General features: G+C 50.7%; 21 protein-coding genes. 13 read left to right on the top strand and 8 right to left on the bottom strand.

Annotated elements, in window-relative coordinates; all coding sequences use genetic code 11:
- Positions 1 to 154: 154 nt before the first annotated feature.
- The 5 genes from AAA857_RS06180 to AAA857_RS06200 are packed head-to-tail and all read left to right on the top strand — an operon-like array spanning position 155 to position 5,582.
- Positions 155 to 991 carry a hypothetical protein gene (locus tag AAA857_RS06180; RefSeq protein WP_338174085.1) on the top strand — a complete coding sequence of 279 codons (837 nt, stop codon included), beginning with the start codon at positions 155 to 157 and terminating at the stop codon, positions 989 to 991.
- Positions 984 to 1,619, top strand: coding sequence for a HEAT repeat domain-containing protein (locus AAA857_RS06185; protein WP_338174086.1), 636 nt, complete (start codon positions 984 to 986; stop codon positions 1,617 to 1,619). Before AAA857_RS06180 ends, AAA857_RS06185 begins: the two co-directional genes overlap by 8 nt.
- The gene (locus tag AAA857_RS06190) at positions 1,616 to 1,810 is read left to right on the top strand and encodes a hypothetical protein (RefSeq protein ID WP_338174087.1); all 195 of its coding nucleotides are present in this window, start codon (positions 1,616 to 1,618) and stop codon (positions 1,808 to 1,810) included. Before AAA857_RS06185 ends, AAA857_RS06190 begins: the two co-directional genes overlap by 4 nt.
- The gene (locus AAA857_RS06195) at positions 1,807 to 2,937 is read left to right on the top strand and encodes a metallophosphoesterase (RefSeq protein ID WP_338174088.1); all 1,131 of its coding nucleotides are present in this window, start codon (positions 1,807 to 1,809) and stop codon (positions 2,935 to 2,937) included. The genes AAA857_RS06190 and AAA857_RS06195 overlap by 4 nt, the downstream gene beginning before the upstream one ends.
- Entirely contained in the window at positions 2,937 to 5,582 is a 2,646-nt protein-coding gene (locus AAA857_RS06200) for a hypothetical protein (protein WP_338174089.1), read from the top strand. The genes AAA857_RS06195 and AAA857_RS06200 overlap by 1 nt, the downstream gene beginning before the upstream one ends.
- A gap of 645 nt (positions 5,583 to 6,227) precedes the next feature.
- On the opposite strand, the gene AAA857_RS06205 is transcribed toward AAA857_RS06200, so the two are convergent.
- The 3 genes from AAA857_RS06205 to AAA857_RS06215 form a co-directional block, all read right to left on the bottom strand.
- Positions 6,228 to 7,592, bottom strand: coding sequence for a S8/S53 family peptidase (locus AAA857_RS06205; RefSeq protein ID WP_338174090.1), 1,365 nt, complete (start codon positions 7,590 to 7,592; stop codon positions 6,228 to 6,230).
- 423 nt (positions 7,593 to 8,015) lie between these two features.
- Positions 8,016 to 8,276, bottom strand: coding sequence for a hypothetical protein (locus tag AAA857_RS06210; protein WP_338174091.1), 261 nt, complete (start codon positions 8,274 to 8,276; stop codon positions 8,016 to 8,018).
- Positions 8,277 to 8,407: 131 nt separating this feature from the next.
- Positions 8,408 to 9,730 carry a hypothetical protein gene (locus tag AAA857_RS06215; protein ID WP_338174092.1) on the bottom strand — a complete coding sequence of 441 codons (1,323 nt, stop codon included), beginning with the start codon at positions 9,728 to 9,730 and terminating at the stop codon, positions 8,408 to 8,410.
- 159 nt (positions 9,731 to 9,889) lie between these two features.
- On the opposite strand from AAA857_RS06215, the gene AAA857_RS06220 reads away from it, so the two are divergent.
- Both AAA857_RS06220 and AAA857_RS06225 read left to right on the top strand, forming a co-directional pair.
- Complete coding sequence (locus AAA857_RS06220; RefSeq protein ID WP_338174093.1) at positions 9,890 to 10,657, top strand: pseudouridine synthase; 768 nt, start codon at positions 9,890 to 9,892, stop codon at positions 10,655 to 10,657.
- A complete protein-coding gene (locus AAA857_RS06225) occupies positions 10,654 to 11,886 on the top strand; it encodes an aminotransferase class I/II-fold pyridoxal phosphate-dependent enzyme (RefSeq protein WP_338174094.1) in 1,233 nt (410 codons plus the stop codon). The genes AAA857_RS06220 and AAA857_RS06225 overlap by 4 nt, the downstream gene beginning before the upstream one ends.
- A 1-nt stretch (position 11,887) precedes the next feature.
- On the opposite strand, the gene AAA857_RS06230 is transcribed toward AAA857_RS06225, so the two are convergent.
- The 3 genes from AAA857_RS06230 to AAA857_RS06240 are packed head-to-tail and all read right to left on the bottom strand — an operon-like array spanning position 11,888 to position 13,630.
- Positions 11,888 to 12,496 carry a hypothetical protein gene (locus AAA857_RS06230; RefSeq protein ID WP_338174095.1) on the bottom strand — a complete coding sequence of 203 codons (609 nt, stop codon included), beginning with the start codon at positions 12,494 to 12,496 and terminating at the stop codon, positions 11,888 to 11,890.
- A 59-nt stretch (positions 12,497 to 12,555) separates the two neighbouring features.
- On the bottom strand, positions 12,556 to 13,212 hold the full coding sequence (locus tag AAA857_RS06235) for a hypothetical protein (protein WP_338174096.1): 657 nt from the start codon (positions 13,210 to 13,212) through the stop codon (positions 12,556 to 12,558).
- A 31-nt stretch (positions 13,213 to 13,243) separates the two neighbouring features.
- Entirely contained in the window at positions 13,244 to 13,630 is a 387-nt protein-coding gene (locus AAA857_RS06240) for a DUF309 domain-containing protein (protein WP_338174097.1), read from the bottom strand.
- Between the two features lie 107 nt (positions 13,631 to 13,737).
- On the opposite strand from AAA857_RS06240, the gene AAA857_RS06245 reads away from it, so the two are divergent.
- The 4 genes from AAA857_RS06245 to AAA857_RS06260 all read left to right on the top strand — a co-directional run bounded on the left by AAA857_RS06245 (position 13,738) and on the right by AAA857_RS06260 (position 19,471).
- The gene (locus AAA857_RS06245) at positions 13,738 to 15,675 is read left to right on the top strand and encodes a hypothetical protein (protein WP_338174098.1); all 1,938 of its coding nucleotides are present in this window, start codon (positions 13,738 to 13,740) and stop codon (positions 15,673 to 15,675) included.
- A complete protein-coding gene (locus AAA857_RS06250; RefSeq protein ID WP_338174099.1) occupies positions 15,672 to 17,732 on the top strand; it encodes a DnaA/Hda family protein in 2,061 nt (686 codons plus the stop codon). Before AAA857_RS06245 ends, AAA857_RS06250 begins: the two co-directional genes overlap by 4 nt.
- On the top strand, positions 17,729 to 18,205 hold the full coding sequence (locus tag AAA857_RS06255) for a YkgJ family cysteine cluster protein (protein ID WP_338174100.1): 477 nt from the start codon (positions 17,729 to 17,731) through the stop codon (positions 18,203 to 18,205). The genes AAA857_RS06250 and AAA857_RS06255 overlap by 4 nt, the downstream gene beginning before the upstream one ends.
- Before the next feature lie 99 nt (positions 18,206 to 18,304).
- Positions 18,305 to 19,471 carry a citrate/2-methylcitrate synthase gene (locus AAA857_RS06260; RefSeq protein WP_338174101.1) on the top strand — a complete coding sequence of 389 codons (1,167 nt, stop codon included), beginning with the start codon at positions 18,305 to 18,307 and terminating at the stop codon, positions 19,469 to 19,471.
- A gap of 2 nt (positions 19,472 to 19,473) precedes the next feature.
- Here the strand turns inward: AAA857_RS06260 and AAA857_RS06265 are convergent, their stop codons facing one another.
- Positions 19,474 to 20,637 (bottom strand): glycerophosphodiester phosphodiesterase family protein, encoded by a 1,164-nt coding sequence (locus AAA857_RS06265; protein ID WP_338174102.1) that lies wholly within the window; start codon positions 20,635 to 20,637, stop codon positions 19,474 to 19,476.
- A gap of 119 nt (positions 20,638 to 20,756) precedes the next feature.
- Between AAA857_RS06265 and AAA857_RS06270 the strand changes: the two genes are divergently transcribed.
- A complete protein-coding gene (locus tag AAA857_RS06270; protein ID WP_338174103.1) occupies positions 20,757 to 22,211 on the top strand; it encodes a phosphatase PAP2 family protein in 1,455 nt (484 codons plus the stop codon).
- 5 nt (positions 22,212 to 22,216) lie between these two features.
- Positions 22,217 to 23,005, top strand: a complete 789-nt coding sequence (locus tag AAA857_RS06275; protein WP_338174104.1) for a twin-arginine translocase subunit TatC — start codon at positions 22,217 to 22,219, stop codon at positions 23,003 to 23,005.
- Here AAA857_RS06275 and AAA857_RS06280 read toward each other — a convergent pair.
- Positions 22,992 to 23,879: a PHP domain-containing protein gene (locus AAA857_RS06280; protein WP_338174105.1), complete on the bottom strand. Its 888-nt coding sequence runs from the start codon at positions 23,877 to 23,879 to the stop codon at positions 22,992 to 22,994. The genes AAA857_RS06275 and AAA857_RS06280 overlap by 14 nt on opposite strands.
- Between the last annotated feature and the right edge of the window lie 14 nt (positions 23,880 to 23,893).

The following is a 23,893-nucleotide window of genomic DNA, read 5'->3' on the forward strand; positions in this document are numbered from 1 at the left end:
ATTCTCCCCTCCCCTGGCAATACCGTGGCGATTGGTGTACCTGCGGAAGCTCGGAACCCAATCCTGATTGCGTCTGCATGAAAGCCGTGGTTGACAAGATCGGATTCGCGTTTCATCGTGAATACGTTGAGATCAATCGGGGAGGGTCCCTGGAATGATCGCGACCACATTTCAGCCATCCGACTTCACGGTCGACCGCCTCTTGGCCTTGAGTGAAGCGACCTTTGATCGTGTCATCCTCATCACCGGCGTTCCGGCTAGCAAGGACGGTGGACCTGCCTGGTCATCCCTGGATGAGGTGGCCGTGTCCGGGCACCACCATGGATTGTTGGCAGCCATCGACACCATCATCCACGTGCACAAATGGATGTCAATGCTCAATTCAATTCGAAATCAGATACCCCTTGAATCATTGAACCTCCGCTGGTCGACCACCATTGAGGGTGCATTTGACGGCAAACCCTCAACCACAAACCCGTTCGGATGGATTCACCTCGGCCATGGTTGTGAGGTCCATGCTTTTGAATTGGTCGAAGACGACCTGAATCTTTGTAGCGAGGAATACATCGCAACCCCTGGCATCTCGAACGGCAATGAAGACGAGAACTACATCTCCTGCAGCGAAGTCAAACGCCGCATTAAGCAGCAATCTGGGACCATTGGATTCATGGCCCTCCCGCTGTGCTATGCCAACCAGATTGGCAACTTTCTGGCCGAATCTGGCCGAATCCACCTTGCCCATGCTCCCGTAGATTTTCGGGTGAACGACTCCAATCAGTTCTATGACGCCGAGCATGGAGCCACACTTCGTCCTTATCGTTTGAACGGATGGACAGCGTGGGTGGCTACTGCGGAATCAGCATGGAGGGATTGGGCCGTCAACATATACAAAGGTGAACACATGAAAGAACAAAAGCATGAAAACAAAATGAAGCAAAGCACTGAGAACAACCAAAACAAGCCAGACGAGGGAGGGAATTCGCTTGAGTAAAAAACCAATTGAGGGCCCTCAGGGATTGCTTGATGCACTGGGCAGCAAGGATGCACCTCGGATTTTGGATGCACTTCTTGCATTGCACGAATTCGTTGACCTCCATGATGGAGTTGAGCTGGATGAACTGATGTACCAGTGGAACAACGACGCTCAATTTGATTCCAGCAAGCTTGACCCCTTTGTCAATCCGCTCGGCGAGTTGATGCAGTGCGACTTGGATGGTGAACGAGATTTGGTGTACGAAATTCGGATGCACGCGTGCGATATCCTCTCTCTAACCAACAAGGATGCCGTCCCGTACTTGCTGATGGGCGTCGAAGGTCCTCACGCAAGTGTTGATACGCTGAAATCTGCCTTGATCGGTCTTGTCCGTTTCGAAGCCACGCATGCTGTAGATGCGATTTACACGTCAATCTTTGACCAGGATTTTGAATCGTTTTTTGGCGATGACATCTTGGCTGCCGTTGAAGGGGGCTACGATCAGTTGGTCGCCCTGGGCAAACTTGGCGATGACCGGGCGTTTGACCTTCTCGTCAAAGCTCTCGCCCACGAGGATTGGGGCGACATGTCGGCTGAGGTTTTGGCTGAAATTGATACGCCACGCTCGAAGGAGGTGCTTCGATGATCGACGAGGCCTGCCACCATCAGAAATCGAACAACCGACTCGAGGGGGATTGCAACATGCAAGAAATTCAAGCAAGCCCCACACCTGTCCAAACCATTTATACTGTTGATGCATACGAACTATACCACGGTGGTCTTCCTAACGTTGACCTTTCCCGTGAGGATATCAAAATAAGCGGGGTGACGCAATGACGGTTAACATTCTCTGCACCGGTGACACACAAATCGGAAAAGCCTTCGGAACCCTCGGGGCCTCTGCCGGGGATTTTCGAAACCAGCTCTTTGAGACCTTCAAGCGGGTCATGAATGATGCGAAGGAATACGATTTGGTGTTGGTGGCGGGCGATGTGTTTGATCGTGAGGGAACGCCCACGAGCCTCATCGAGGCCGCTGCCGATGTGTTTGCTGCCTGCAAGACCCCCACGGTGGTCTTGGCAGGGAATCACGACTCGCTCAAATCAGGGATTCCTCAAGTTCTCAAAGCGGCGTTGGTACGACGAAAAGCAGACCATGTTTTCGTCCCGCTTCAGCGTGAGCCATTGCCATTTCCTAAGTTGGGTCTGACAGTGTATCCTGTTCCGCTTTTGAACAAGGGGGACATCTCAAACCAATATGCCTGGATTCCCGAGCGGTCTACCGAAGATGGTCTCCGTGTGGCTTTGATGCACGGAGGCTTGGACACCTTGCCAGATGGAACCATTCCTGCCGATGTAGCAAGCAAAAAGGACTTGGATCTGGTGGTTTGCGGCGACCAGCACGGCCCGTCGCAAGGGGGCGAAGATGCCTCGGTGTTGTTCAACGGAGAGACATCAATCAAACGACGTCTCGTCTATTCCATGGCGCCAGAAGCTCAGCACATCAATCAGGGCTTTGTTGGCGCTTACACCAACGTCTCGTTGGCCGAAAACGGAGAAATCGTAGCGTTGACTCGAACCGAGGTCGGTGAACTTCGATTCTTGAATTCAACCGTTACCTTCAACGCTGAGACCGACTTGAATCTTGAATTAGAACAGGCGTTGAGTCCAGTGGCTGACCGCCCTCCAAACCTGACGAGCATCCGTCTTACCTTGGTGGGCGAACTGACCTCCGAGGGCGCTGACCTCCTTGACATCGAGATTGCAAAACTGAAGTCGATATGGCCGTTGTTTGAGGTCTTCAATCAAACCACCGTTGTTCAGAACGGTGATGACAATACGGTGCAGATGGATGACCCTGTGTTGCGAACCTTCCTCGCCAAAGCCCATGATGTCGGTCTGGATGACCACATCTTGAAGCGCGCCATTGAATTTTATCGTATCAACAAAGGACGGTGGGTTTGATGCTTCGTCGTGTTCACAAGTTGGTCGTCCGGGATATTCGAAAGTGGGTCAATGAATCCACCTTTGAATTCGATGACGGCGTAACGCTCGTGAAGGGCTTGAACGGGTCCGGGAAGACCACTCTCGCCATGGCGCTCACCCTCACCATGTGCCACTCTGCGAACTCAGATCGCTTGAAAGAGGCCCTTTCCCCTCATCGGGGAGGTTCACCGATGTCCAGTGTCACCTTCACTGCGGATGCCGGCAGGTTCACCATTACGAAGGTGTGGGGGGATCGGAAGAAAAGCACCTTGAAGGATGAGGAGAGCGGCGAAATCATTTGTCGAGGAATGGAGGCAGAGGACGAAGTAAGTCGGATTGCGTTCGGTATCACCGAACCGTCGGGCAATTTTTCCGCAGCCAATGGCCTCCTTTTCAACCTCAATAAGCGAATCATTGGAAATCTGGCCTCGTTGTTTTTCCACGCTCAGGGGACCCTAAGCGACCTCCTCAACATGGGAGAGGCGCTTCGAAACATTGGGCTTCAAGTGGATGAACAGGAGCTCGCAAGTGCGTTTCGTTTGGTGTCGGAAGGTGCAGAAAAAGAGGCCAAAGGCTACGTAAGTTCATGGAACAACGACAACAGCCCACATGCACGTGCCAGGCAAGACAGCAAACTCGTCAAAGCCATGGCCGAGGTTCAGACGACTCGTGATCGACTTAACACAGCAGAGCAGCATGAAAAGGACTTGATTGAAAATCAATCCAGGCTCCTCAACCTTCGGTCCAATGTGCCGACTGACGAAGACTGGAAACAAATTCGAATCGACATCGAGGACTTACGAGCATCGGCCGAAGCCCACCAAGCCCTCCGGGAGAAAGCCTCTGCGAAATTCATCGCTTTGACCGAGATACTCGCCCCACTCAAAGAGGTACTTGCTGAACGTTTTCGTCTCATGGAACTCGTTGAGACAAACAACGAGGTGCTTACGGAAAAAGTCGGCCAAATGAACACAAAGACGGCGCTCAAAGAACAAGCTGTTCGGGCCCGTACTGAATTGGAGGGGCGCAAGCGACGAGCCTCTGATGAACTTTCAATCGTCGATGAGTGGTTGCTGTTCAACAATCATGAAGCAGCGATTGCGATCGCTTCAAACCAACATGAGGACTTGACTGGGAAGCTTGCCCAACTCAGGGAGACCATAACTCGAAAGAGTGAACGTCAAAATGAGTTCGAACAACTGGGAGCGCCGACGGAAGAACAATGGCAAACAATTCGGGAGTTGCGTACCAAGCGAGAGACCTTGAGCACGCAACAAAACCTCAACATCGAGGTTCTTGGGGCCACGCCAGAAGGCCTTGACCTACTCGCTGACGGGGAGGCCCTCACAGAAAGCGGGGCGGCAGCAGAACATCTCGACATCGTCTGGGAAGGAAACCAAATTGTTCGGATTGCACCAAACCTCGAACTTGAAGAGACCATTGAGGAAATCAATGCTCAATTGAACGTCCTCCTCGCTGAATTGAACGCCGCCGATGTTAAGGAGTTGAGTGAGCGACAACAACGAAAAGCTGAACTTCTCGTTCTCATCAAGCAAGATGAGGCCATTTTGGCTGCCTTGCGACCCTTTGAGCAACTCCAAGAAGAAATTGCCCGTCTCAAAAAGCAGATGGATGGTCAGCCCTCAAAACCCACTGAGGACCCGCCTGAAGGTGACCTGAGCGAGAAAAAGTTGGCTCTTCAAGCGCGAATAGAGGAACTCCAAGGCCAACTTGATTCGGCTGAAGCATCCGTCTCGGTCTCAATCGCGGAAGCCGCAGCGGCTGATGCCGACCACAAGACAGCGCAGGAACATCTTCTCAACGCACAAACCTCACTGGACAGCCACAAACTCGAGCATGGCCCAACAGATGTTCTCGAAGAAAAAGAGCGGAATGCTCGGGAGGCGATGGAATCCGCAAAAACCGAACATCAACGGCTCATGGATGCGAAGCCCTTGGAAGAGGATGCTCCAAAAACGAAGGCGAGCAACCTGTCCAAGCAACTTGGAGCATCTGAACAGCGGCGTACTGAGGTGGCCAAGTTGGAAGAACGAGTGGAACTCATGCGGAACGATGCTTTGTTGAGTGATCTTCCAGAACTCAAAGCCAATCTTCACGCCCTCGAGTCAAACATGCGTATGCTGCAGACGGATTTCCTGGCCTATCGATTCATCATGGATGCAGCCAACGAAGCGCGTGAAGAGGCACAGGCTCAATCTCGCTCTCAAATCACTGACCAACTTGACTCGCTTCTTCGTCACGTTTGGGGGCATGAACCTCAAACGACCATGAAGGACGACGGCACGCCTCACACCATCGGTGGCTTAGATTTTTCAGACGAATCGTATGGAACTCGAGAACAGTACAACATCGTGTTGCGAATGGTCTTGCTCGGTCTTCTTCGGTTTGACGAGGAAACTGGAGAACCTATGCCCCTCATGGCACCAATGATTCTGGATGATGCATTGGTGTTTGCTGATGAAGGTCGTTTGAAGCGTATGAAGGACGCTATTGTGAGCAAGGTGGGCGATGATGGCACTGGTCTGCAAGGGATTATCTTCAGCTGTCGTGGCGATGACTACCTCGACATTGCAAACAAAACCATCGACCTGGACTTGTTGTGAGGTCGAGGGCTTGGCGCGATGGCGAGAAAGCGGAATCGGCTTGATTGAACGTGATTTCATCATCAAGAATTGTCAAGGCCATCTCGTACCGCTGGGCGCGAATGAGGGAGGCTAAAGCGACGAGGATTTCCTGATGTTCTGAAGCAGGGACGACTCCCCAGCGTCCACTTTGCCTCTTTTTGTAGGAGACGTAGCCGCTTTACCACGGGCTTGCCTCGCTGTGCATAGTTCAGCCCGTTGCCCCCAGCGTCCACTTTGCCTCTTATCGCTGAGGATTGATGATTAGGCCGACGTACTTCAATTGCTATTTACACTCGGAACCCCTGCTTTTTATGGGGATAACTATCAGATGCCTCACCAAGACGAAAATTCATGTCGGTGAATATGCAAGAGAGCCGTGCGGCATGATTTGCAACCGTATGTGCTCTCTATTTCGCCCAGGGTGTGCCGTGGTTCTTCGTTGCAACTGCTTTGGTCACCTTCCTTGTTGACAATGGTTCAATGGATGATGACCGTGATGAGGTGGAAGATACTTTGACCAATCATAAACCCAAAAACGAACTCCTTGGTATAAATTTTAACCCGGCATTCTGCAAGATTAATCAGTAAATTACACGCTTTACGAGATTAACATCTTTGAGAATGTTAATCTCGTCGTTGTACGCCTTCTTCACCGATGACATGAAGTTGGGTTGGTAGGGTTGGATAGGCGCCCCAATAGGCTTCACGTGCTGCTTGGTTGAGGTTCATGCAAGCGACGACATCGCCCGCACGGTCGGGCAGAGGTTCACTTCCGTTCAAGTGCTTGATGATGGGTTCAATGTTTGAAAGATTGACCAGGCCCCAGCCCGTCTGAGTACAAGGTGCGACTGGAGATATGGGCATGGTTCCCGAGGTAGGGTCCCAGCCCAGATCAGGATACCAGGCTGAGAGATTGATCGCTTCACGAATTTGGGCGTTGTCAATTGAAACTGCGTTTCCTTCCGCATCGGTTCCGTTGACGAGATTCTTGGACCGTGTATCAGGAGATGCGCCGGAGGAAGCGTCTTGGTATTCATCACGAAGAGATTCCAATACAAAGGAAATGATTCCAGCGGTACGTGGAGTGGCGAAGGATGTTCCTGAAGTTTCATGGTAGCCATCGATATCATCGTGGTTTGGTAGTACTTGGGTCCAATCTGCAGAAATATCGGGATATGAACCAGACATGATCTCCTTCTGGTCGTCACCCTCTTCGGCGTATCCTGCGATTCCGATTGACCATGGTGGGCCCGCAGTTGCGTCCTGTACTGCAGGGGATGGGCTGTTGTCTGCAGCACCGGTATGGATCTTCCCGAATTCAACAACGGCAGATTCCGTAGCTCGTTCAATTCCTGGAACAGGGATTGAACCAATGGCCCCAAATGAGGTCGTGATGACATCGACCAGCGGTTGGTCTGCAGCAGATTGAACGGCCTGTTCTGAAAATCCTTCAACGAAGAAAATTACTGCATTTGGATTGGCATCAAGTACTGCTCCGGTGACTGCAGAACCATGACCGTCAGAAGGGTCATCAAGAATGAGAATGTCACTGTCGCCGTCGGGCGAACTGCCGATGATTTTTGTCCCTGTGAAGTAGACAATATCGCTCGGTGCAAGCGTGTCCCAGCAAGTTTCCTTGTCTGCATCATAGCGCTCTTGCCAACTTCCTTCCATCGTTATGTCACAGACCTTGTTAACTCCAAGACCGTCCAGTAACCCCTGTGGATAGGTTTCATTGGTTCGGAAATGGTCGTGATAAACGTTGATTCCGGTGTCGATTGGAGCCACGACAGAGAAGGCTCGCCAACCGTCCTTTCCAGCAAATGCATCGGATGACTGTTCCTTGTTTGATGCGTCGTTGAAAAACGACATGCCTGCAACAATGGATACAACCAGTAGTGTGGCGAGCGACAACGCAAGAAGTTGCTTCCGCGTCATCCCATGGAGGACCTCCTCAACGACGAGGCTAGCTTCCAATACCTCTCCCATGGTTTTACCTCAACTACAATTCCTCAAGAACCCTGCGCTTTGTTGTAATCTTTGACCTTCTGTTGTTAAATCCAGATGAACCGGATTTAACGAGAGCCGTTAACAAAGATGAAATTGATGACAAATTGGAACATGAGAAACCACACAAAACCGACGATTCCAATCCATAAAAGCGAGGGGTCTTCGCCGCCTGATGTGCTCACTCTAGCAAGTGTTCCAGATTACGCAACGAGAGGAGCGATGCGAGGGGATGGAAAAGAATGGATTGAATTCCCAGCGGGTAGCAGTAATCAGTTTTTCAGAGATCCACTCACGGGGCAATGGACTCGCGGAAAATGATGGACTTCTTCTAAAGTCTGATTGAAACAGTCTTCTGGAATAGAATGAACGATCAGGCCGCTTCGATTCTCGTTGGGTGATTGCTCACCAGTTCATCATTTTTCTAAAGGTTGGAGATGCAAACAGAAGGTCGATTGATTGAGAGGTGAATTGATCCGCTTCAAGACTCCTGCGAACATCTTCTTCACTTGCACCGGTGTTGACGCCGGACATGCCCATGACTCTGTCGTATCCATTGCCGCTTGAACCGCGACTCGTACGACCGTTGCCGAACGAATAACTTGGATTCACACTGAGGTTTCCCTCGCCTTTGAGAATCTTGAGGATGAAATTAAAAATTCCCATTTGAATCAGCTCGTGACTGCGGGACTGTCCGAGTCCCGCAGTCGGTTGGATTCCCCCGATATTATCGGGAAGGTCATCGCCGTTAAGCTCTCTTGGACATTAATCATGTTGAACAGGCGGCATATAAACGTTCACGTTTTTGTAACAATTCGCATCGCTGGCTCCGGTCGGCCTGCGGTTTCACCCTCCGCCTCCACAATAACGCCCAATCGTTTGAGGGCTTCAAGGTGGGTCGCTGACCAAGGAACCTTGCTGTTTGTTTCGTCGCTATCGTCCAATCTACACTTGAACGTAAGTTCGGAGTTTTGTTCTTCATCTTCTGGGTTGTGGTAGCTCATGTCGACCCAATAGTGTCCCAATGAACCGATCTCTGTAGAAAGTCGTTGCAACCCCAGTTGAGGCAGTTGCTTGCGAAGTTGGGGGGTTGGGATTGCACGCGGTATGAGTATGAATTCATGAGGGCCTTGTCGGAACTGAAACACAGGGACCCATTCCTTTTCCTTGACGGTTTTGATGAAATATTCACGCTGCCCTTCCCCCCACCGCTCGGGAATCCACGCCATCAGAGCACTCCTTCCTTTGGTTCCAACTACCTGACTGCTCATTTGCATGCTCAGGGATTTTGGAGGAGTGCCCGCATGGTTTGCTTGAATTAGACTTGGCGCGGTTGTTTTCTTGAACGGTCGTTTGATGGTCGATGAAACAGCGTTCCTGATGTCTTTGAAACCAATCGGCCAATGTCTCATCGGTTGAGCCCGTTGGTGTTTTGGGAGGGTTTCTTTCCATGTTTTGAGGGGCCGCCTTAATTGCTCACGGGAGATTCGGGTGCAGCACCAACCTGTCGTGCCATGGAGCGAACCAGGCAATCGAATGATTCGCCGAGTATCAGCAGTAACGGTCGTATCCACGTCAAAACCTGCGTCAAGGACACGTTGCAACAATTCTTGGCGAGAGGCCCTAACCAGCTCTTCACGGAGGCGAGGTTCGGGTGTTCCAAACAAGGTTCGGTCGTTGTCTCGCAATACAAGGTGGAAACCTTTTCCTCCGCTGTAACTGATGTATTGCAACGTGAGGTCTTCATGCTCATCAAGCCATGTTAACAAGCCGTCTGTGACGCTTCGGGCTTGCTCCAATCTACGATAGCAAAACGGGCGGAAGTCAATGTCAAACACGACCAGATGGTCAAGAAGAATGGGAGCCGGTTCGTCAATATCCTTCAATCGGGGGAGGTCAACCGGATTGAGCCATGCTGAGGTGCCGATGTAAAGGTCACGTGGTGCATATTTCGCAAATTGCTTTCGTAGCGTCTGCTCGTTACTGACCTGACGGGGAAGGGTTGCCCACCGATCGTTTGGAAGGCGCCATCGGAATTGGTGGCGGGACGGCTTTTCAAGCCAATCCAAATCCACCGGCATGGTCGAATACCACGCTTTGAGTTCGTCATTGGAAAACATCGTTATTCCTCACACGATGTCCTCCGTGTCAATCTTTTCCTTAACCAGCGATGGGATTTGATTCCTCTTTGATTTGAACTTTTTGAAGCAGAATATTCGCTGTTGGTTTCATCGGAGCCTTGATGAGGGTAAGGCGTCGCCTTGCAAACGGTTGACAGAATGAAATTGCGGCTTCATCAATTTCTTTCGAAAACCGGATTCTTCTCGTCAAAGCGAGAAGTGAAGGAAGCGATTTGGAACGGGGACATCACCGTCAACGGATCGGTTGTGAAAGAAATCAGTTTCCAGTTCAATCCAAAAACCAAGCCTGTTCTGTACAGAGGCCAGCGTCTTGAACTTTCAAACGAACACACCACCTTTCTCCTTTACAAACCCAGGGGATATCTCTGTTCTCGACTGAGTGAACAAGAACGTTCGCTGAACAAACGCTCGGTCTTTGAATTGTTTAGGGAAGCAGTTGATTCGAGTACCTACGAGCGCCTGGTGACGGTTGGTCGTTTGGATGAAGCAACAACAGGCCTTCTTTTGGTCACGACCGACGGTGATTTGGTTCACGACATCACCTCTCCCGAGAAAGACATTCGTAAGATTTACGAAGCGATTACACGGGATTCCGTCTCATCGTCTCAAATGGAAGCGCTTCAACATGGCGTTGATATTCACATTGAGGATTCAGGCGTAACGACCTCCTATACCTCACGCCCTGCTGAGGTCCACCAAATTGAACCCGACATCATTGAATTGACCATCCAAGAGGGGAAGAAAAGGCAAGTTCGTAGGATGTTTGAAGCCCTTGGGAACGAGGTTGTTCATCTCCATCGCTTGGGGATTGAAGGCCTTCATCTTTCAAATTATGATCTCGAACTCGGAGACTTTTGCCCGATTCAAAAGGGAGAAATTACTCGGCTTATCTTCCAGCACGGGTGAGACAAAAGACCTTGAACAAGGGCCTGTTGGTAGGCATGAGGATTGTTGTGCCCGGTGATATGTCTTGGATGAAATCTCGCTACGATGAATTGAGTGAAAAATCTCTACTTTGGGAGCCGCCAACGCTCGAAGGGCCCAATCAACCCCGTTGTCAAATGGACGGTAAACCAACCATCATGCTTTCAGCGAACAACTATCTCAACTTGACAACCCACCCTAAGGTTGTATCTGCAATGCAGGATGCAACAGCATTTTACGGGGCAGGAAGCGGCTCTGTTCGTGCCATTGCGGGGACCATGGACATTCACCTTGAAGCCGAAAAGAAAGTGGCTGAATTCAAGGGAGTTGAAGCATCGTTGATTTACTCTGCAGGATATACGGTCAATGTTGGATTGATTCCATCGCTTGTCGCAGGCCCTCAAGATGTCATCATTTCCGACTCACTCAATCACGGTTCCATCATCGATGGTGTTCGCTTGACGAAGGCCTCACGAGCCGTTTACGGGCACAACGATATGGGTGAATTGGAAGCTGTTTTGAAAGCCCACGAATCATCAGATCGTAAACTCATCATCACCGACGGTGTGTTTTCGATGGACGGGGATATCGCTCCACTCGACGAAGTTACGGCCCTTGCTGAAGAGTATGGCGCCATGGTCTACGTTGATGACTGCCACGGTGAAGGCGTCTTGGGCGATGGTGGTGCAGGGATTGTCGACCACTTCAAACTTCAAGGAAAAGTCGACTTTGAAACCGGTTCGTTTTCCAAAGCCCTCGGAGTTCAAGGAGGCATTCTTGCCGGGACTGAAATGACCCGAAATCACGCCTTGAACCATTCGCGTTCATGGCTTCTTTCTGGCTCACAGCCACCTGGTGTTGCTGCTGCACAAAAAGCAGCGATTGAGGTTCTTATGGACGAGCCAGAGCATCATGCACGTCTGTGGGAAAATACCGATTACTTCCGCAAGGAACTGCAAAGCCTCGGATTTGACACTGGCGATTCAGTGACGCCAATCATTCCAGTGATGTGCGGTGAATCCAGTGTTGCAAAAGCAATGACACAAGAACTGGGCAAACTGGGTGTCATGGCTGGGGCAATTGTCTTTCCAATGGTCGCTCGAGACAAAGCCCGAATTCGCACTCAAATGTCGGCAGGTCTCTCCCGAGAAGATTTGGATACGGTACTCTCGTGCTTTGAGAAGGTCGGGCCCAAACTCGGGCTGATCTAAGTTACTCTGATTCGAAGTTATCAACGACTTCAAGCAACTCAGTATCGTCTCCGGCAATCTCCTCAGCCTCGGAGTTTTCTTGCTTGACCTCCATTCCAAGGAACGGGTCTTTGCCGTCTTCAACCATGCACAATAAGCGCCATCGTGGGGCCCAAGAAAGGTGAACGTACACTGGCCCAGGAAGAAGAAGAAGGCCCCAAATGAGCAGGCTCGGAACGGTCAAAAGTTCCGTTCTATCAATTGAAAGAAGAGCCAGTCCAATGAAGGGCATTGGGTACAAGATGTACCGAGGCGGCGCCATTGGATGGCGTTTTGAGAAGGCGATGAGCAAAATTGATACAAAGCCTGTAAGTGCACAAGCCACGATCAAAAGGGCAGTGTGGAAGATCCACTCAACAGCCCAGACATCGTTGTTTTTTCCACCGAATGCATAGGGGAGGATAAGTGCAAGAGCGACGAGAAGTCCGTAGAATGCCCCAATGTTTGCAGGATGGCTTAACCACAATGGGAGTTTTGAAAACCTGCGAGAAAGCGAGGTTCCCAGCAACGTGTCTTGCTCATGCGGGGCAAGGTTTTCGACCCGACCCATCCAAGTTTCCGTGGTTGACACGGCCAATGGGTCAAGCAGACGGGTTTTGAAGGTAGAGGGTCGCCGCTCCCGAAAAAGCGCTATTCTTCACGCTTGAAGAAGGATACGAGGGGACTCTCGACTTCAATTTCTTGTTCTTCTTCTAACCATGACCGTTCCAGAAGCCCGCTGTCTTTTGTTTCACGGTCTCTGGCTTCAGCAATCGGATCGGGAATGTTGTTCATTGCATCCCGCAGCGCAATGGCTTGATTGATGAGAGCCATGTGTCTTGTCAACAAAGCCGTACGTTTTTTAGAGGGTGAAAAATGTCCCAACACGGGAAAATCAATGGTGTCGTGAGCGATGTTGAATCCACCAATAAGGTCATCGGAGATGGCCTTAATTCGGTGCTTGCCGGGGTCAATCCAACGGCCGTCCGACAGTTGGACCTCCACTTCTGCTTGCCCAAATGAAGTTCCATCCATGAATGGATGGTTGAGGTTCACTGCAAGGGGCGTAGATGCATGACCAAGGTATCGGTACATCACGAACGATGCATTGGCTGCGAAACTGACGACGGCGAGGCTGAATGCAACGGCATTGGATGTTGTCAGCAGGGCGGAGATCCCACCGAGAACTACCGAGGCTACAAGGGCGCTCACAAAGCCAATGTTTCGAGCTTGGATAAACGGCTGAGCAATCGGCGTGTTGATGAAACGAATCATCCCCGCAGAAGGTTCTCCCATCGATTCACCCATGTCGGGTTGACGGGGCCGATTCACTTGAAGGTCACGCTCGCGGAATTTGATGGGAGGTTGGGTTTTTTGTCCAAGAACCGACATCGTTTGCGAATTCACGGATGACGGAACAGTGCAGTTCAATATCGAGGCCCCATGCAACCGTCCAACCCGCCAATTTTGGTTCAAGTTTGAGCCATTGATTGGTCACGCCTCGTTCCTTCCTGTTTTCGTAATGGAGCAAGAGTGCGGCAGTTTGTATGAGTCCTTGGACCAGGAGAACTTCTTCCGATGGAGCACTCCGACGTTTAAGGGCGTTCCACAAGTCTTCCCATGATTCGTGTGCATGCCAGTATCTTCCCGTATCAAATCGAGCCAACCCCTCCCCGAGGAGAACTTCTTCTTCGGTCGTCAGTTCACCGGCCTCCTGAAGGGTCATGTTGGGGGGAGGGTGTCGTCCTTGAAACAGTATGTGTTTCAGCCGTTTTCTCCGCACTCTTCAAGAGGGGGTTTGGGGGATGTGGTGTACAACGGTGGCTTGCCTCAATGGAAATTCAACACGGCGACCTCATTGAACAACGACGTGGAGGCGTTGATGTTCTTCGTCTGATGGCTCGCGATTTGGCTGCTCATGGCCAATCTGGTGCCGTGTTGATCCGCCCTCATCAGACGCAAACAAACGGCTGGCTTCTGTTTCGTTTAGGGCATCCAGTGATGGCTTTTCATCAAGGAGAAATTCATTCCTTCGGACTTGATGCCTTGATGTCAATTGAAAGCGATGCGTTGGACGTTGCCAATGAAGTGAACCTGTACGAATTGAGCATGTCTGCAATTCGTCAAATGATGGAGGCATCGCCTGAGAGTATCTTGCATCTTGAACTCCAACAGTCCACTGATGATTCATCCTCATGGTGGTCCAGTGTGCGCCTCCCCTCGTCCTCTTGGAGAAGAGCAGACCGGCCAGAGGAAATGGAGGGGTTCGTCATCGAGCCTGAATTTCAACGGCGTCCTTCTTTTGATGTGATGAGCAACTCAAACAAAACCTTGCTTCAACCCGGTGGAGCATATGTCTTTGACTCACCCGACCCGCATCCCATGATTGAATTGGGTGTTGAGTTGGCTGAGCGAGGTCTTTCCCTCTTGGGGCTGTTTGGACTTCCTCATGCCTCGACAGAGATTACGAACCGCTTGCCGGGCCCCACAAGTTACTCCCTGTTCACTCCACGCGGAGGGTTTGAACTTTTGAGTGATGAAGTCGAAATCCTACGCTGTGTTGAAGCATTCTTATGGGCCAATGAACGGGCTGTTGTTCTGGTTGATGGCTTGGACCGTGTCGGCAATGCGCTTGGCGATTCGGGCATGTTGGATTTGATTCGTTCCATCATTGACGGCGTGAGGTTTAACGACCATACGCTCCTCCTTACCACCGATTTAGGGGTGTTTCAACTCCCTGTCCGCCACAGCTTGATGACTGAATTTGTTCCCTTGACAAGCGTTCATCTCCAGGATTGGTTAGCCGATCCGGACGGCCTCTTTGACCACCCTCTTCTTCTTCCAATCGATGAGGATGAAGCCAGATGGGTTGATGCACAACTGCGACATCATGTTGGTGATACAAGCAGTCCTTCCTCGGTTGCCGCAGACTTTTCCATGGAAGGTGGCGGAGTTGAACCTACTGAAGAAGAACGAAAGGCAGCGGTTGAGGCATTGAGCGAAGTGGTTGAATCTTGGCCCGAGTCCACCGGTGATGGTGGTGTGGCCCCGAGCGCTGAGGCAGGGGACCATTCTCAAAGAGACCGAGAATCTTCGTTCATGCAAGGTCGTTTTATCAGTGAAATTCCTCATCGCCAAACGAACGATGAAGCAACGCCCCATCCATCGCCTCGTGCACAGCGTTCAACGCCTGCGAAAGTAGTTCCTACCGCATCTCCTCAAGTACGAACGCCTCAGCGGTTGCCCGCTAGAAAGGTCAAACCCAGCCTCCCTCAAATTGACCCTGGCCTTGCGCATCAACGGAGCTCCGCAGTATCTCGTTCGGAACGCGACTTGCCGAATTGGCCCCAAAAGAAGAGTACGAAAGACCGTTTTATCAAGGAAAACTTGGATGTGTTCCAAGCGAGGCAAGACAGGGCGTCTTTGCGGCATCAGGAAATCAACGTACCAACTCAGACCCGAACTCTGGGGGACACACTTCACCCAAACCCGACGTTAGATTCTGCTCAATTGCCTGAGATGAACACTCCTCAGACCGTCCCCCTCAGAGCAAGTTCAACTTCACATCCGCTGCCTCGCAGCTTCGATCGTTCTTCTCAAGAACCGCCAAAGGCTGCTCGTGAATCCTCCTCCAAGGACCAAAAGGAATCCACCATCGATGAAATGTACGAACGATGGAACCAATGGGAAGATGAGGATTATGCCTCCTCTGCAGCTCTTTACAACGAAAAAGGCGAGTTGCTCAAAAAATTCAAGGAGGATGAATCGTGAGTTCACCCCCAACAAAACTGCGATTAGCGTTGGAAGATGCAAAGGATAAATTGCGTGATTCAATTCACACACACAGCGCCCCTGAATCATTGGCCATTCCCGAAAAATCACCTCAACCAAAGCGACAAGCTCAATCCAAATTGAACACGCTCTTGGGCAAAACTGAGGTAGAAAACGGTCGTCTTTCTTTGTTCCAACGCGTTGGTGTTTCACAACGACCCACGTATGACCTCATTGCCGACCGTGTTCTTGGTCCGTCTGTCGACGAGCATACCTCATTTCTTGATGTAAATTCATCGTACGCAGACCATGTTGCAGAGCGTTTAAAGAAACTTAGAAGAAGCAGTCTAGAGGAAAAGAAGTCTGACGCTCTACCTGATGGTGAAGATGGATTTGTCGGGCTTGAAGGTGACGGGCGACCGGTTTGGTCTCACATCTTGGATGAACATCGAGGTCGACCGTCGGTCGGTCTTGAATCGGACCTTGTTCCAGTTGACCAAAACCATCCGCTTCACGCTCGGAATGTGCTAGAGATTCGTGGGGATTGGCCAAAACGGATGCATTGGTCAGACCGTTTAACATTCCGACAGTGGTTCGTTACGGATGAAAATATGCGAGCCACCAGGGCCTGTGAATCCATTGTGGACTCGCCAGGTGGCCACCTCAACCCCTTGGTCGTCGTTTCGGAAGTCCATGCGGGTTGCTCTCATCTTCTTCACGCCACCGGGCAGGCATTGTTACGACGTCAGGAAGGTGAAGTTTTGGCCCTTAGCGCGGCTGACGCGGTAGGCCTTGATGGGCTTGAACATGAATGGCAGGATGCACTTTCAGGTGCAACAGCGCTTGTGATTGATGATCTCCATGAATTCGGTCAAGATTCAGAGTGGGCTCACCAACTTGGAATTCTCGTTGACCATGCTCTTAATCTCGGTGTTCAAATTCTTGCTGGAGGCCGAATCCATCCTGATGATTTACCCGCTTCACGTTTGAAAGAAGTCCTTCGAAATGCTTCGGCAGTTCTTCTCACCGTTCCTTCCGTCGCTTCGCTTATGGCCTATGGTTCATGGCGTTGTGCTCAGCGTAACCTCCTGTTAAACGACGTTCATTTGGCCCGTTTGGCCCGTCTTGAACCCTCTGGCTGGCGAGCGATGGAGGGCCGGTTGGAGCAGGTCTCCATCGCTTTTGAAGCAGGTGAAGTTTTGCTTGACAACGATGATATCATTGACTTGGTCACTTCCTCAAGACCTGCTCTTCAATCTCAAGGGCAGACGTTGGAGGCTCAACGTGTTGATGATTTGGCCGCTGCATTGGTGAGTGAGGCCATTGACCAAGTCTATTCTAACGTTCAGCCAGGGGGTATTGAACTTCATTCGGAACTCAAACCATGGGGCGAAGATGAATATCAGCCCCCTGAATGGGACGGGGCGGAGTTCATCTCAAAGGGAGACCGTATTGTTGACCAGCGGGTCAATGAAATAATGGAATCGATTACACCAGCACGACCATCGGTTCTTGATGTCAATGAACGAGACCGCCACCTCATCGCTCGTAATGAACGAATCGAGCATGGAGATGCTGGCCGAGCTGCTGATATCTTGGTGGACTTGGACGTCGCCATCGATGAACGGATGAACCGTTCAACTCGAGATACATTGGATTCGTCCTTTGAACTCAATCGGCTGGAAGAACAAATGGTTCATTTGGCTCAACGAGCGGTGGATGCCGATATTGACGCCTTGATCGATATTGCGGATGAACTGCGAACACTTGAAGAACGGTTGGTAGAACTTGACCCAGACCGAGAACCTCTTCCGCCTGTTGAACCCGATGTGGCGGTCAAACAACGGAGGCCCATCGGGCGAAAAGCCTCATCGACGTCCACTCAGATTCAGACCGTCGAGGCGTTGGACGATTATGAGCCCGACGGTGAATGGAACATCGACGGGATTGGAATTACAGCCGAAGACCTACTGGATGACGCCAATGAGCCCAACTACACGCTGGTTCATCTTGGACGACTCCATCCAAAGAAGATCCTCATGGGTGAAGAAGAATGAAGCCTCCATGGTGGATGAGCGGAGTTAACTTTTCTTGTCAGAGTGGCTGCGGTAAATGCTGCGACCAACCCGGTGGAATTGTTTACCTTTCCATTACCGATGCCGAGCGTATCTCCCAACATTCAGGTTTGTCGGTGGAAGATTGGTTGGAGCGTGATGCTCGCAAGACATACGACGGCCGTTTTGTCCTTAAAAGCCGGGATGATGATGGAATTTGCATCCACCTCAATGAAAACCAACAGTGTTCAATCTATCAGGTGAGGCCTCAGCAATGCAAGGCTTTCCCGTGGTGGGGTGAAAATCTGGTGAGCGACCGAGCATGGAGTCAGGTTAAGGAGCAGTGTCCTGGCATTGATGCTGAAGATGCTCTTCTTGTAGAAGGGACCACAATTCGCCTCCACATCTTTTCTGACCGTGAATCGACAAAAGGATTTAGAGAATGGCCGCCGCAAGCCAGACGGAACAAACGGTAGTCTGCGGCGGTGTTGCTGGCTACACCGTTTTCACTGGCTGTCCAAGAGAAGAGCCGCATTTATACGAGGGTCTCTTGTCGGTGTCTTTGAGGGAAGAGAATGTCAAACGATAATGGCTTGTTCAATGTGACTGAAAAACACTTGAACATCGGTCTTCGTGGAATTCCTGTCGGCACCTGCCGTACATCGTTTGTTACGCCCACTGAAGGTGTCCATTATTGCGGATATCCGATCAGCGAACTCGCTGGCCAGTCTCCCGAAGACGTGGTCTATCTTCTGTTCAACAAAGAACTACCAACACCAGCCCAATCTTCAGCATTCCGAGAGAACCTTGCTGGGCGAGGTCATGTTCCTGACAGCGTTGCTGCAGTGTTCCACACGCTTCCAAAAGACGGTCATCCAATGGACTGGTTGAGTGTAGGTATCCAAACTCTTGGAATGCTCGACACGACTGGAGATTGGAAAGAAGATGCCCTCAACCTCATCGCCCGTATGCCTCGGCTTATGGGGCTCTTGTTCCGGATCCGAGAAGGCCGTGGAGCTGACATCCCTGAAGATGACCTTTCAGCCACAATGGTCAAGCGTTTTGCTCGTACCTTGGACTTGGACGGTATCGATCAAGACCAAATGGAACGTATCCTTTCCACTTACCTCGTGTTGCACATGGATCACGGTGGGGGTAACCTTTCCACCTTTGCAGGAAAAGCCATTGCATCGGGTCATGCAACCGTGTATTCCTCAATCTCGGGAGCGATGAACGCTCTATCAGGTCCCCTACATGGGCGTGCAAATCAGTCTTGCTTGGAATTTGTCCTACGCATTGGTACAAGCGACCCGGAAGAAGTTGAAGCCTTCGTGCGCGGTGAACTTGATGCTAAGCGCCCAGTGTTTGGGTTTGGCCATGCAGTGCTACGAGCAGAAGACCCAAGAGCCACCGTTCAATTTGCGTTGGGTGAAGTGATGTGCCCGGATGATGAGAATTTCAAAATCATTCGTACCCTTCGTGAAGTCGCCCCTAGAGTCCTCTCAGAGAATCCCAAGATTTCCAATCCAAATGCGAACGTTGACATCGCAAGTGGAGCCCTTCTCCACTACGTTGGATTCAAGGATCCAACCTACTATACTACATTCTTCGGATGGGCCCGAGTCGCTGGAATCGGTGCGCAAATCATCGATGAACGAACGGTGATGAGGGACGGCAAGGGTATACCGATTTACCGACCAAAGTACATTGCTGAACAACAAACATTGCGTCACATTGAGTGATGTTAGTTCAAGACCGGTCGGGATGTTTTCCCAGACCCTCGATGACCGATAATTCGTGGAGCCGACCAAGGAGGAGTTGTACCTTCAGATCGAGCCATTACCTCGTCAATGGATTCGCTCCAACTCCACTTTTTCTTCCATTCGCCGATGAGCAAACGTCGCCGTGTTGAATCGCATTGTTCCCACGAAGGAGTTGTTTCCAACAGTTCCGAATGAATCTCGCGATGGTTCTCGTATGTTGCTTGTTTCAAAATCGACCACTGGGACTCGTCAAGGGGACGAGTGCCGGGTTGCCTCCATCGCAAATGACCCGATGGTAGCCATAGGAGGTTCGGGTCTGCTTTGTCGGTAAGTGCAGTAAGTCCAGCTCGAATGAGGTCATGCTCAAGCAATGGGCGAGTTGGCCATACATAGGTAGGCATCCCGCTTCGAACCTGAGTCAATCGCTTGAGTCCCTTTCCTTTGAGTGAAACATGCCGTCCGAGCGGCACCGATCGTGTGAGGCCGTCAAAGTATTCAATCGCACAAGGGAGCATGGAACTGCCCTGGCGAAGATGAGTTTTCACCAATCTTCCAAACGAAGTGGTCAAGTAAGTTGGAAAGGCTTTGATTCGCTGAAAGGTTCGGTTTCCATACGGTGGTATGTAGGGTATCAGTGCAGCCCACGGTCGTTTTGTTGCGGATATTTTAGCCGATTGAGGCATGTGTTTGTGAAAGGAATAGAACACCGTGTTTTCACGGGGAACCTCATGTTGGTCAAGAAGCCCTTCAGCCATCGTCATCGCATCCGCAACATGTTGAATGTGGTGATGACGTCCAAAGTAACCGCCCCCTGAGGGAGATTTTGGGTGAGGTCGCTTGATTTCAATACAGCCCATTTTACCCTGTTCAGCCCAATGCTTACGGATTGTAGGGTCCTCCAACAGTTCTTCAAAACCTAAGAATCCAACCTCTGTCAACTCATCCAACGTCCATTGCTCAGCCCATGCTGGGCGCCCCTCAAGGCGTTCCTTTGGAAGGGATACGTTCCGGTCATGATGGATTGCAAGTTGACGGTCCGCTGTGATTCGAATATCAAACTCGATTCCATCAAACATTTTGATGCCGTGCTGAAGACTCAGCAGGGTGTTTTCAGGAGCTGGCTGCCATGGCTTTTCCACCTCCATGCCACGACCACATGCCTGCATCTCAACAATGTTTGCCCTTCGCCATGGTAATTCCCAATCGGGGTTTGTACTGCATGAGAGGCGGGAACTCCTAAAGCAGGTATCATTTCCCCTCAAATATGGAGCCCTACGATATCATGATGGGTATGATACTCGTTCTGACTCCTATCATCTGTTGGTACTTCACCCGCTCTCAGAAGGAATTCCGAATCCCATGGAGGGAATGGGCTCATGAATTTCATGAGAAACGATACTACCTTCACGCTATGGGCTACATCGTCATCATCCGTTGGAAATCGATTACTGACAAACTGAATGAGCCCATGAAAATCAGGACAGGTCACTGGACAGATTGGGTTTATGGAATCGAGGGCGAATTCACGAAATGGATTCAAGAATCGTTCAAAAACGACTTGCTAACTGATGTTCTTAATTTCCATTATCTCTTTGTATATCTTTTCTTGATTTACGTGACAACGGTTTACTTTGCCTTTTCTGGCGATCGTGAAATGACCGATAAGGTCACCTTGAATTATCTGTTCATTTATGCATTGGCCGTACCGTATTACCTGTTTTTCAATGTTGAAGTGACGTCCTCCTGGATTCCTGGAATGGAAGCGCTGCTTTACCATGATGGTTGGTATACGGCGTTTTATGCCCTTCACGACCCTCTTGACAATGCGGTCCCAAGCCTCCATGTAGCCATTCCCTTTGGTATTCTTATGCTCAATTACCTCCATGTCCGGGAACGTGGCGAACGTCTCCGTGACTGGCGTCATTGGAGGTACCACCGGTTTGTTTTGGTCAACACCCTGCTGTTCGGCTTCACCATCCTGTACCTCGGAATCCACTGGCTGGTCGATATCCCGCTCGGCATTCTCATTGGTGGAATTGGTGCATTGTTCATCCACCACCTTCAGCCACGGATGCGAAACGACTACGGCCCAATGTTCAAGGGCGTGACCCAAGAAAAAGTTCGTCGGCACATTTTGGTTGAAGGTATTGTCGGATTGATCTTGTTGACCTTAATCCTCATGGCCGTCAATGTTCAGGAGGAGGGTTTGGATGAGAGAGTCTCCTATCAACTTGGACCCGATGACAGTACCCTTGAAATTATTCAGAAATTTTCCGCAGGTGATTATGTCCTGACCAACATTACCAATCTTAACCAAGCCGGTGACCTTGAGGTGGTGGTGATTATGGTTGAAGAAAGTGCTCCAGCGATGTCTTCAGGATCCATTGATTGGAGTCATCTTTCTGAATTGGGGGAACATCATACAGTCGCACCTCAAACGACTCTTTCGCTCAACATTACCTCTCCTAAAATCTTCCATTATGTCGGACTCCATTACGCCCACGATGAAGGAGATGATGCGATGATGGAAGTCCGCCTCATCAATGATTATGGCGACGATAAACTTGGACAGGCTCTCCTTCTCAGCCTTCCTTCACTTTGGATGACCGGTTTCGTAGTCTATCGCTTGTATCGGTTGAAGAAGGAAGGAAGAAGTTTGATCGATTCCACGCCCTCATATGTGTGGGCCACATCAACAGAGCATGGCGAAGAGGGGTGAGGTGCATGCAGGATGAGTCCATTGCAGTAACGGTGGACCGCTTGATGCAATCTCCCGGCGGAGTCATGGTCGAGGATTTACGTTCCTATATTCAACGCTCGTTCAAATTCTATGTGCTTCTCTTTGCAGTTGGTTTTTCTGCAGCCTTCCCGTTCACAAAACGGGTTATCGCATGGTTGATTGAACCGCAACGTTTGCCCCAGGATGTATCCATCATCGTCGTCACTCCGGTGGAGTTCCTTCTACTTCAGCTGAGAATTGCGGGTGCTGTTGGGCTTGCTTTAATCGTGTTCTTGGCCCTCGTCCATGGTGCATGGAAGGGGAGCAAAAACGAAGCGGTTCGTTCACGTTTGTCTGAACTTGACCTTCGCGTACCAAGGCCGGCCCCTGCTCTCGTGGTCACGGCTCTCAGCAGTTTGGTACTGCTTGGTCTTGGTGTATTCTACGCTTGGGAATGGCTTACTCCAATGCTGCTGGAGTACTTGACAAACGATGCTCAACAAGCAGGCCTCTCGACAGAATGGAGGCTTTCTGGTTATGCCGGCTTCATCATTAATTTGGCCCTAGCATCCGCCATCGGTTTTCAAGCACCTGTCCTAACGACGGTTGCCCTACGGATGGGTTTTGTAGATCGAGCCAGCCTCATCATGTATCGTAGGCACATTTGGTTCAGTGCGTTCGTAATGGGGGCCTTGTTGTCTCCCCCGGACCCACTGTCGTTGTTCTTGGTAGCGATGCCCGTCATTGTTTTCTTTGAGTTGGCACTGCTGTTGGACCGGTTTATGCGTTCTTAATTTGTGCAATGAGAGCCTCGAGCATAACCGGCATGTGTCCTGGGTGTTGTTGATAGCTTGTTCCGTGGAAATCTGAACCAACGGTGATTCCTAAACCCTGAGATGTGGCTTGTTGCATCAGTTCATACCTGTAGGCATCATCATGGCTGCGGTGGACGGCCTCAACGGCATTGATTCCTTGAGTCTTTAGAACGTCAATAAGTTGTTTCACGGGCACTCCGTAATAAATTGGGTGAGCAAGTGAAGTTACTCCACCGGCCGCTTTGACCGCCGTTACAGCCTCTTGAATTGTCGGTTTTTCGTGAGGTACAAATCCTGGGTTTCCATCTCCAATCCACCGCTCAAAAGCCTCTTGTTTGTCCTCTACATATCCGGCGTCAACCATGGCTGCTGCAAGATGTGGGCGTCCTACCGAACCTTCCGCACGCGCCAGTACTCCCTCAACATCAACGGGCATCCCCAATGCCTCCAATCGGGCACACATTGCACGCATGCGTGGTTCTCTTCCGTCCTGCTTTGGTGCTAGCCATTCAAGGAAAGAGGCCACGGTTTCATCGTTTTCACCAGGGACATGGTTTGGGAAGTAAGCCAAAAGATGCCACGAGGCCGATGCACGCTCTCGTTCTCTTCGTGTCAACTCTTCCTCCATCGGAGCATGAGCGGGTGTGCAGGTGATCTCTACGCCCGGAATAAAGGTCATGCCGTTTGCTTTTGCAACATTGGAGGCCTCAGCCCACCCCGATGCGGTATCGTGATCCGTAAGAGCCCAAGTAAGGACGCCGTTGTCTGCCATAAGTTTGGCCACATGCCCCACTGGATGTTCACCATCACTGTGTGTTGAATGCGAATGAAGGTCATAGGTTTCAGCCCACATGTATTGGATGTCGC

The organism is Candidatus Poseidonia alphae, from assembly GCF_943787815.1.
In the GTDB taxonomy this organism is placed as follows: domain Archaea; phylum Thermoplasmatota; class Poseidoniia; order Poseidoniales; family Poseidoniaceae; genus Poseidonia; species Poseidonia alphae.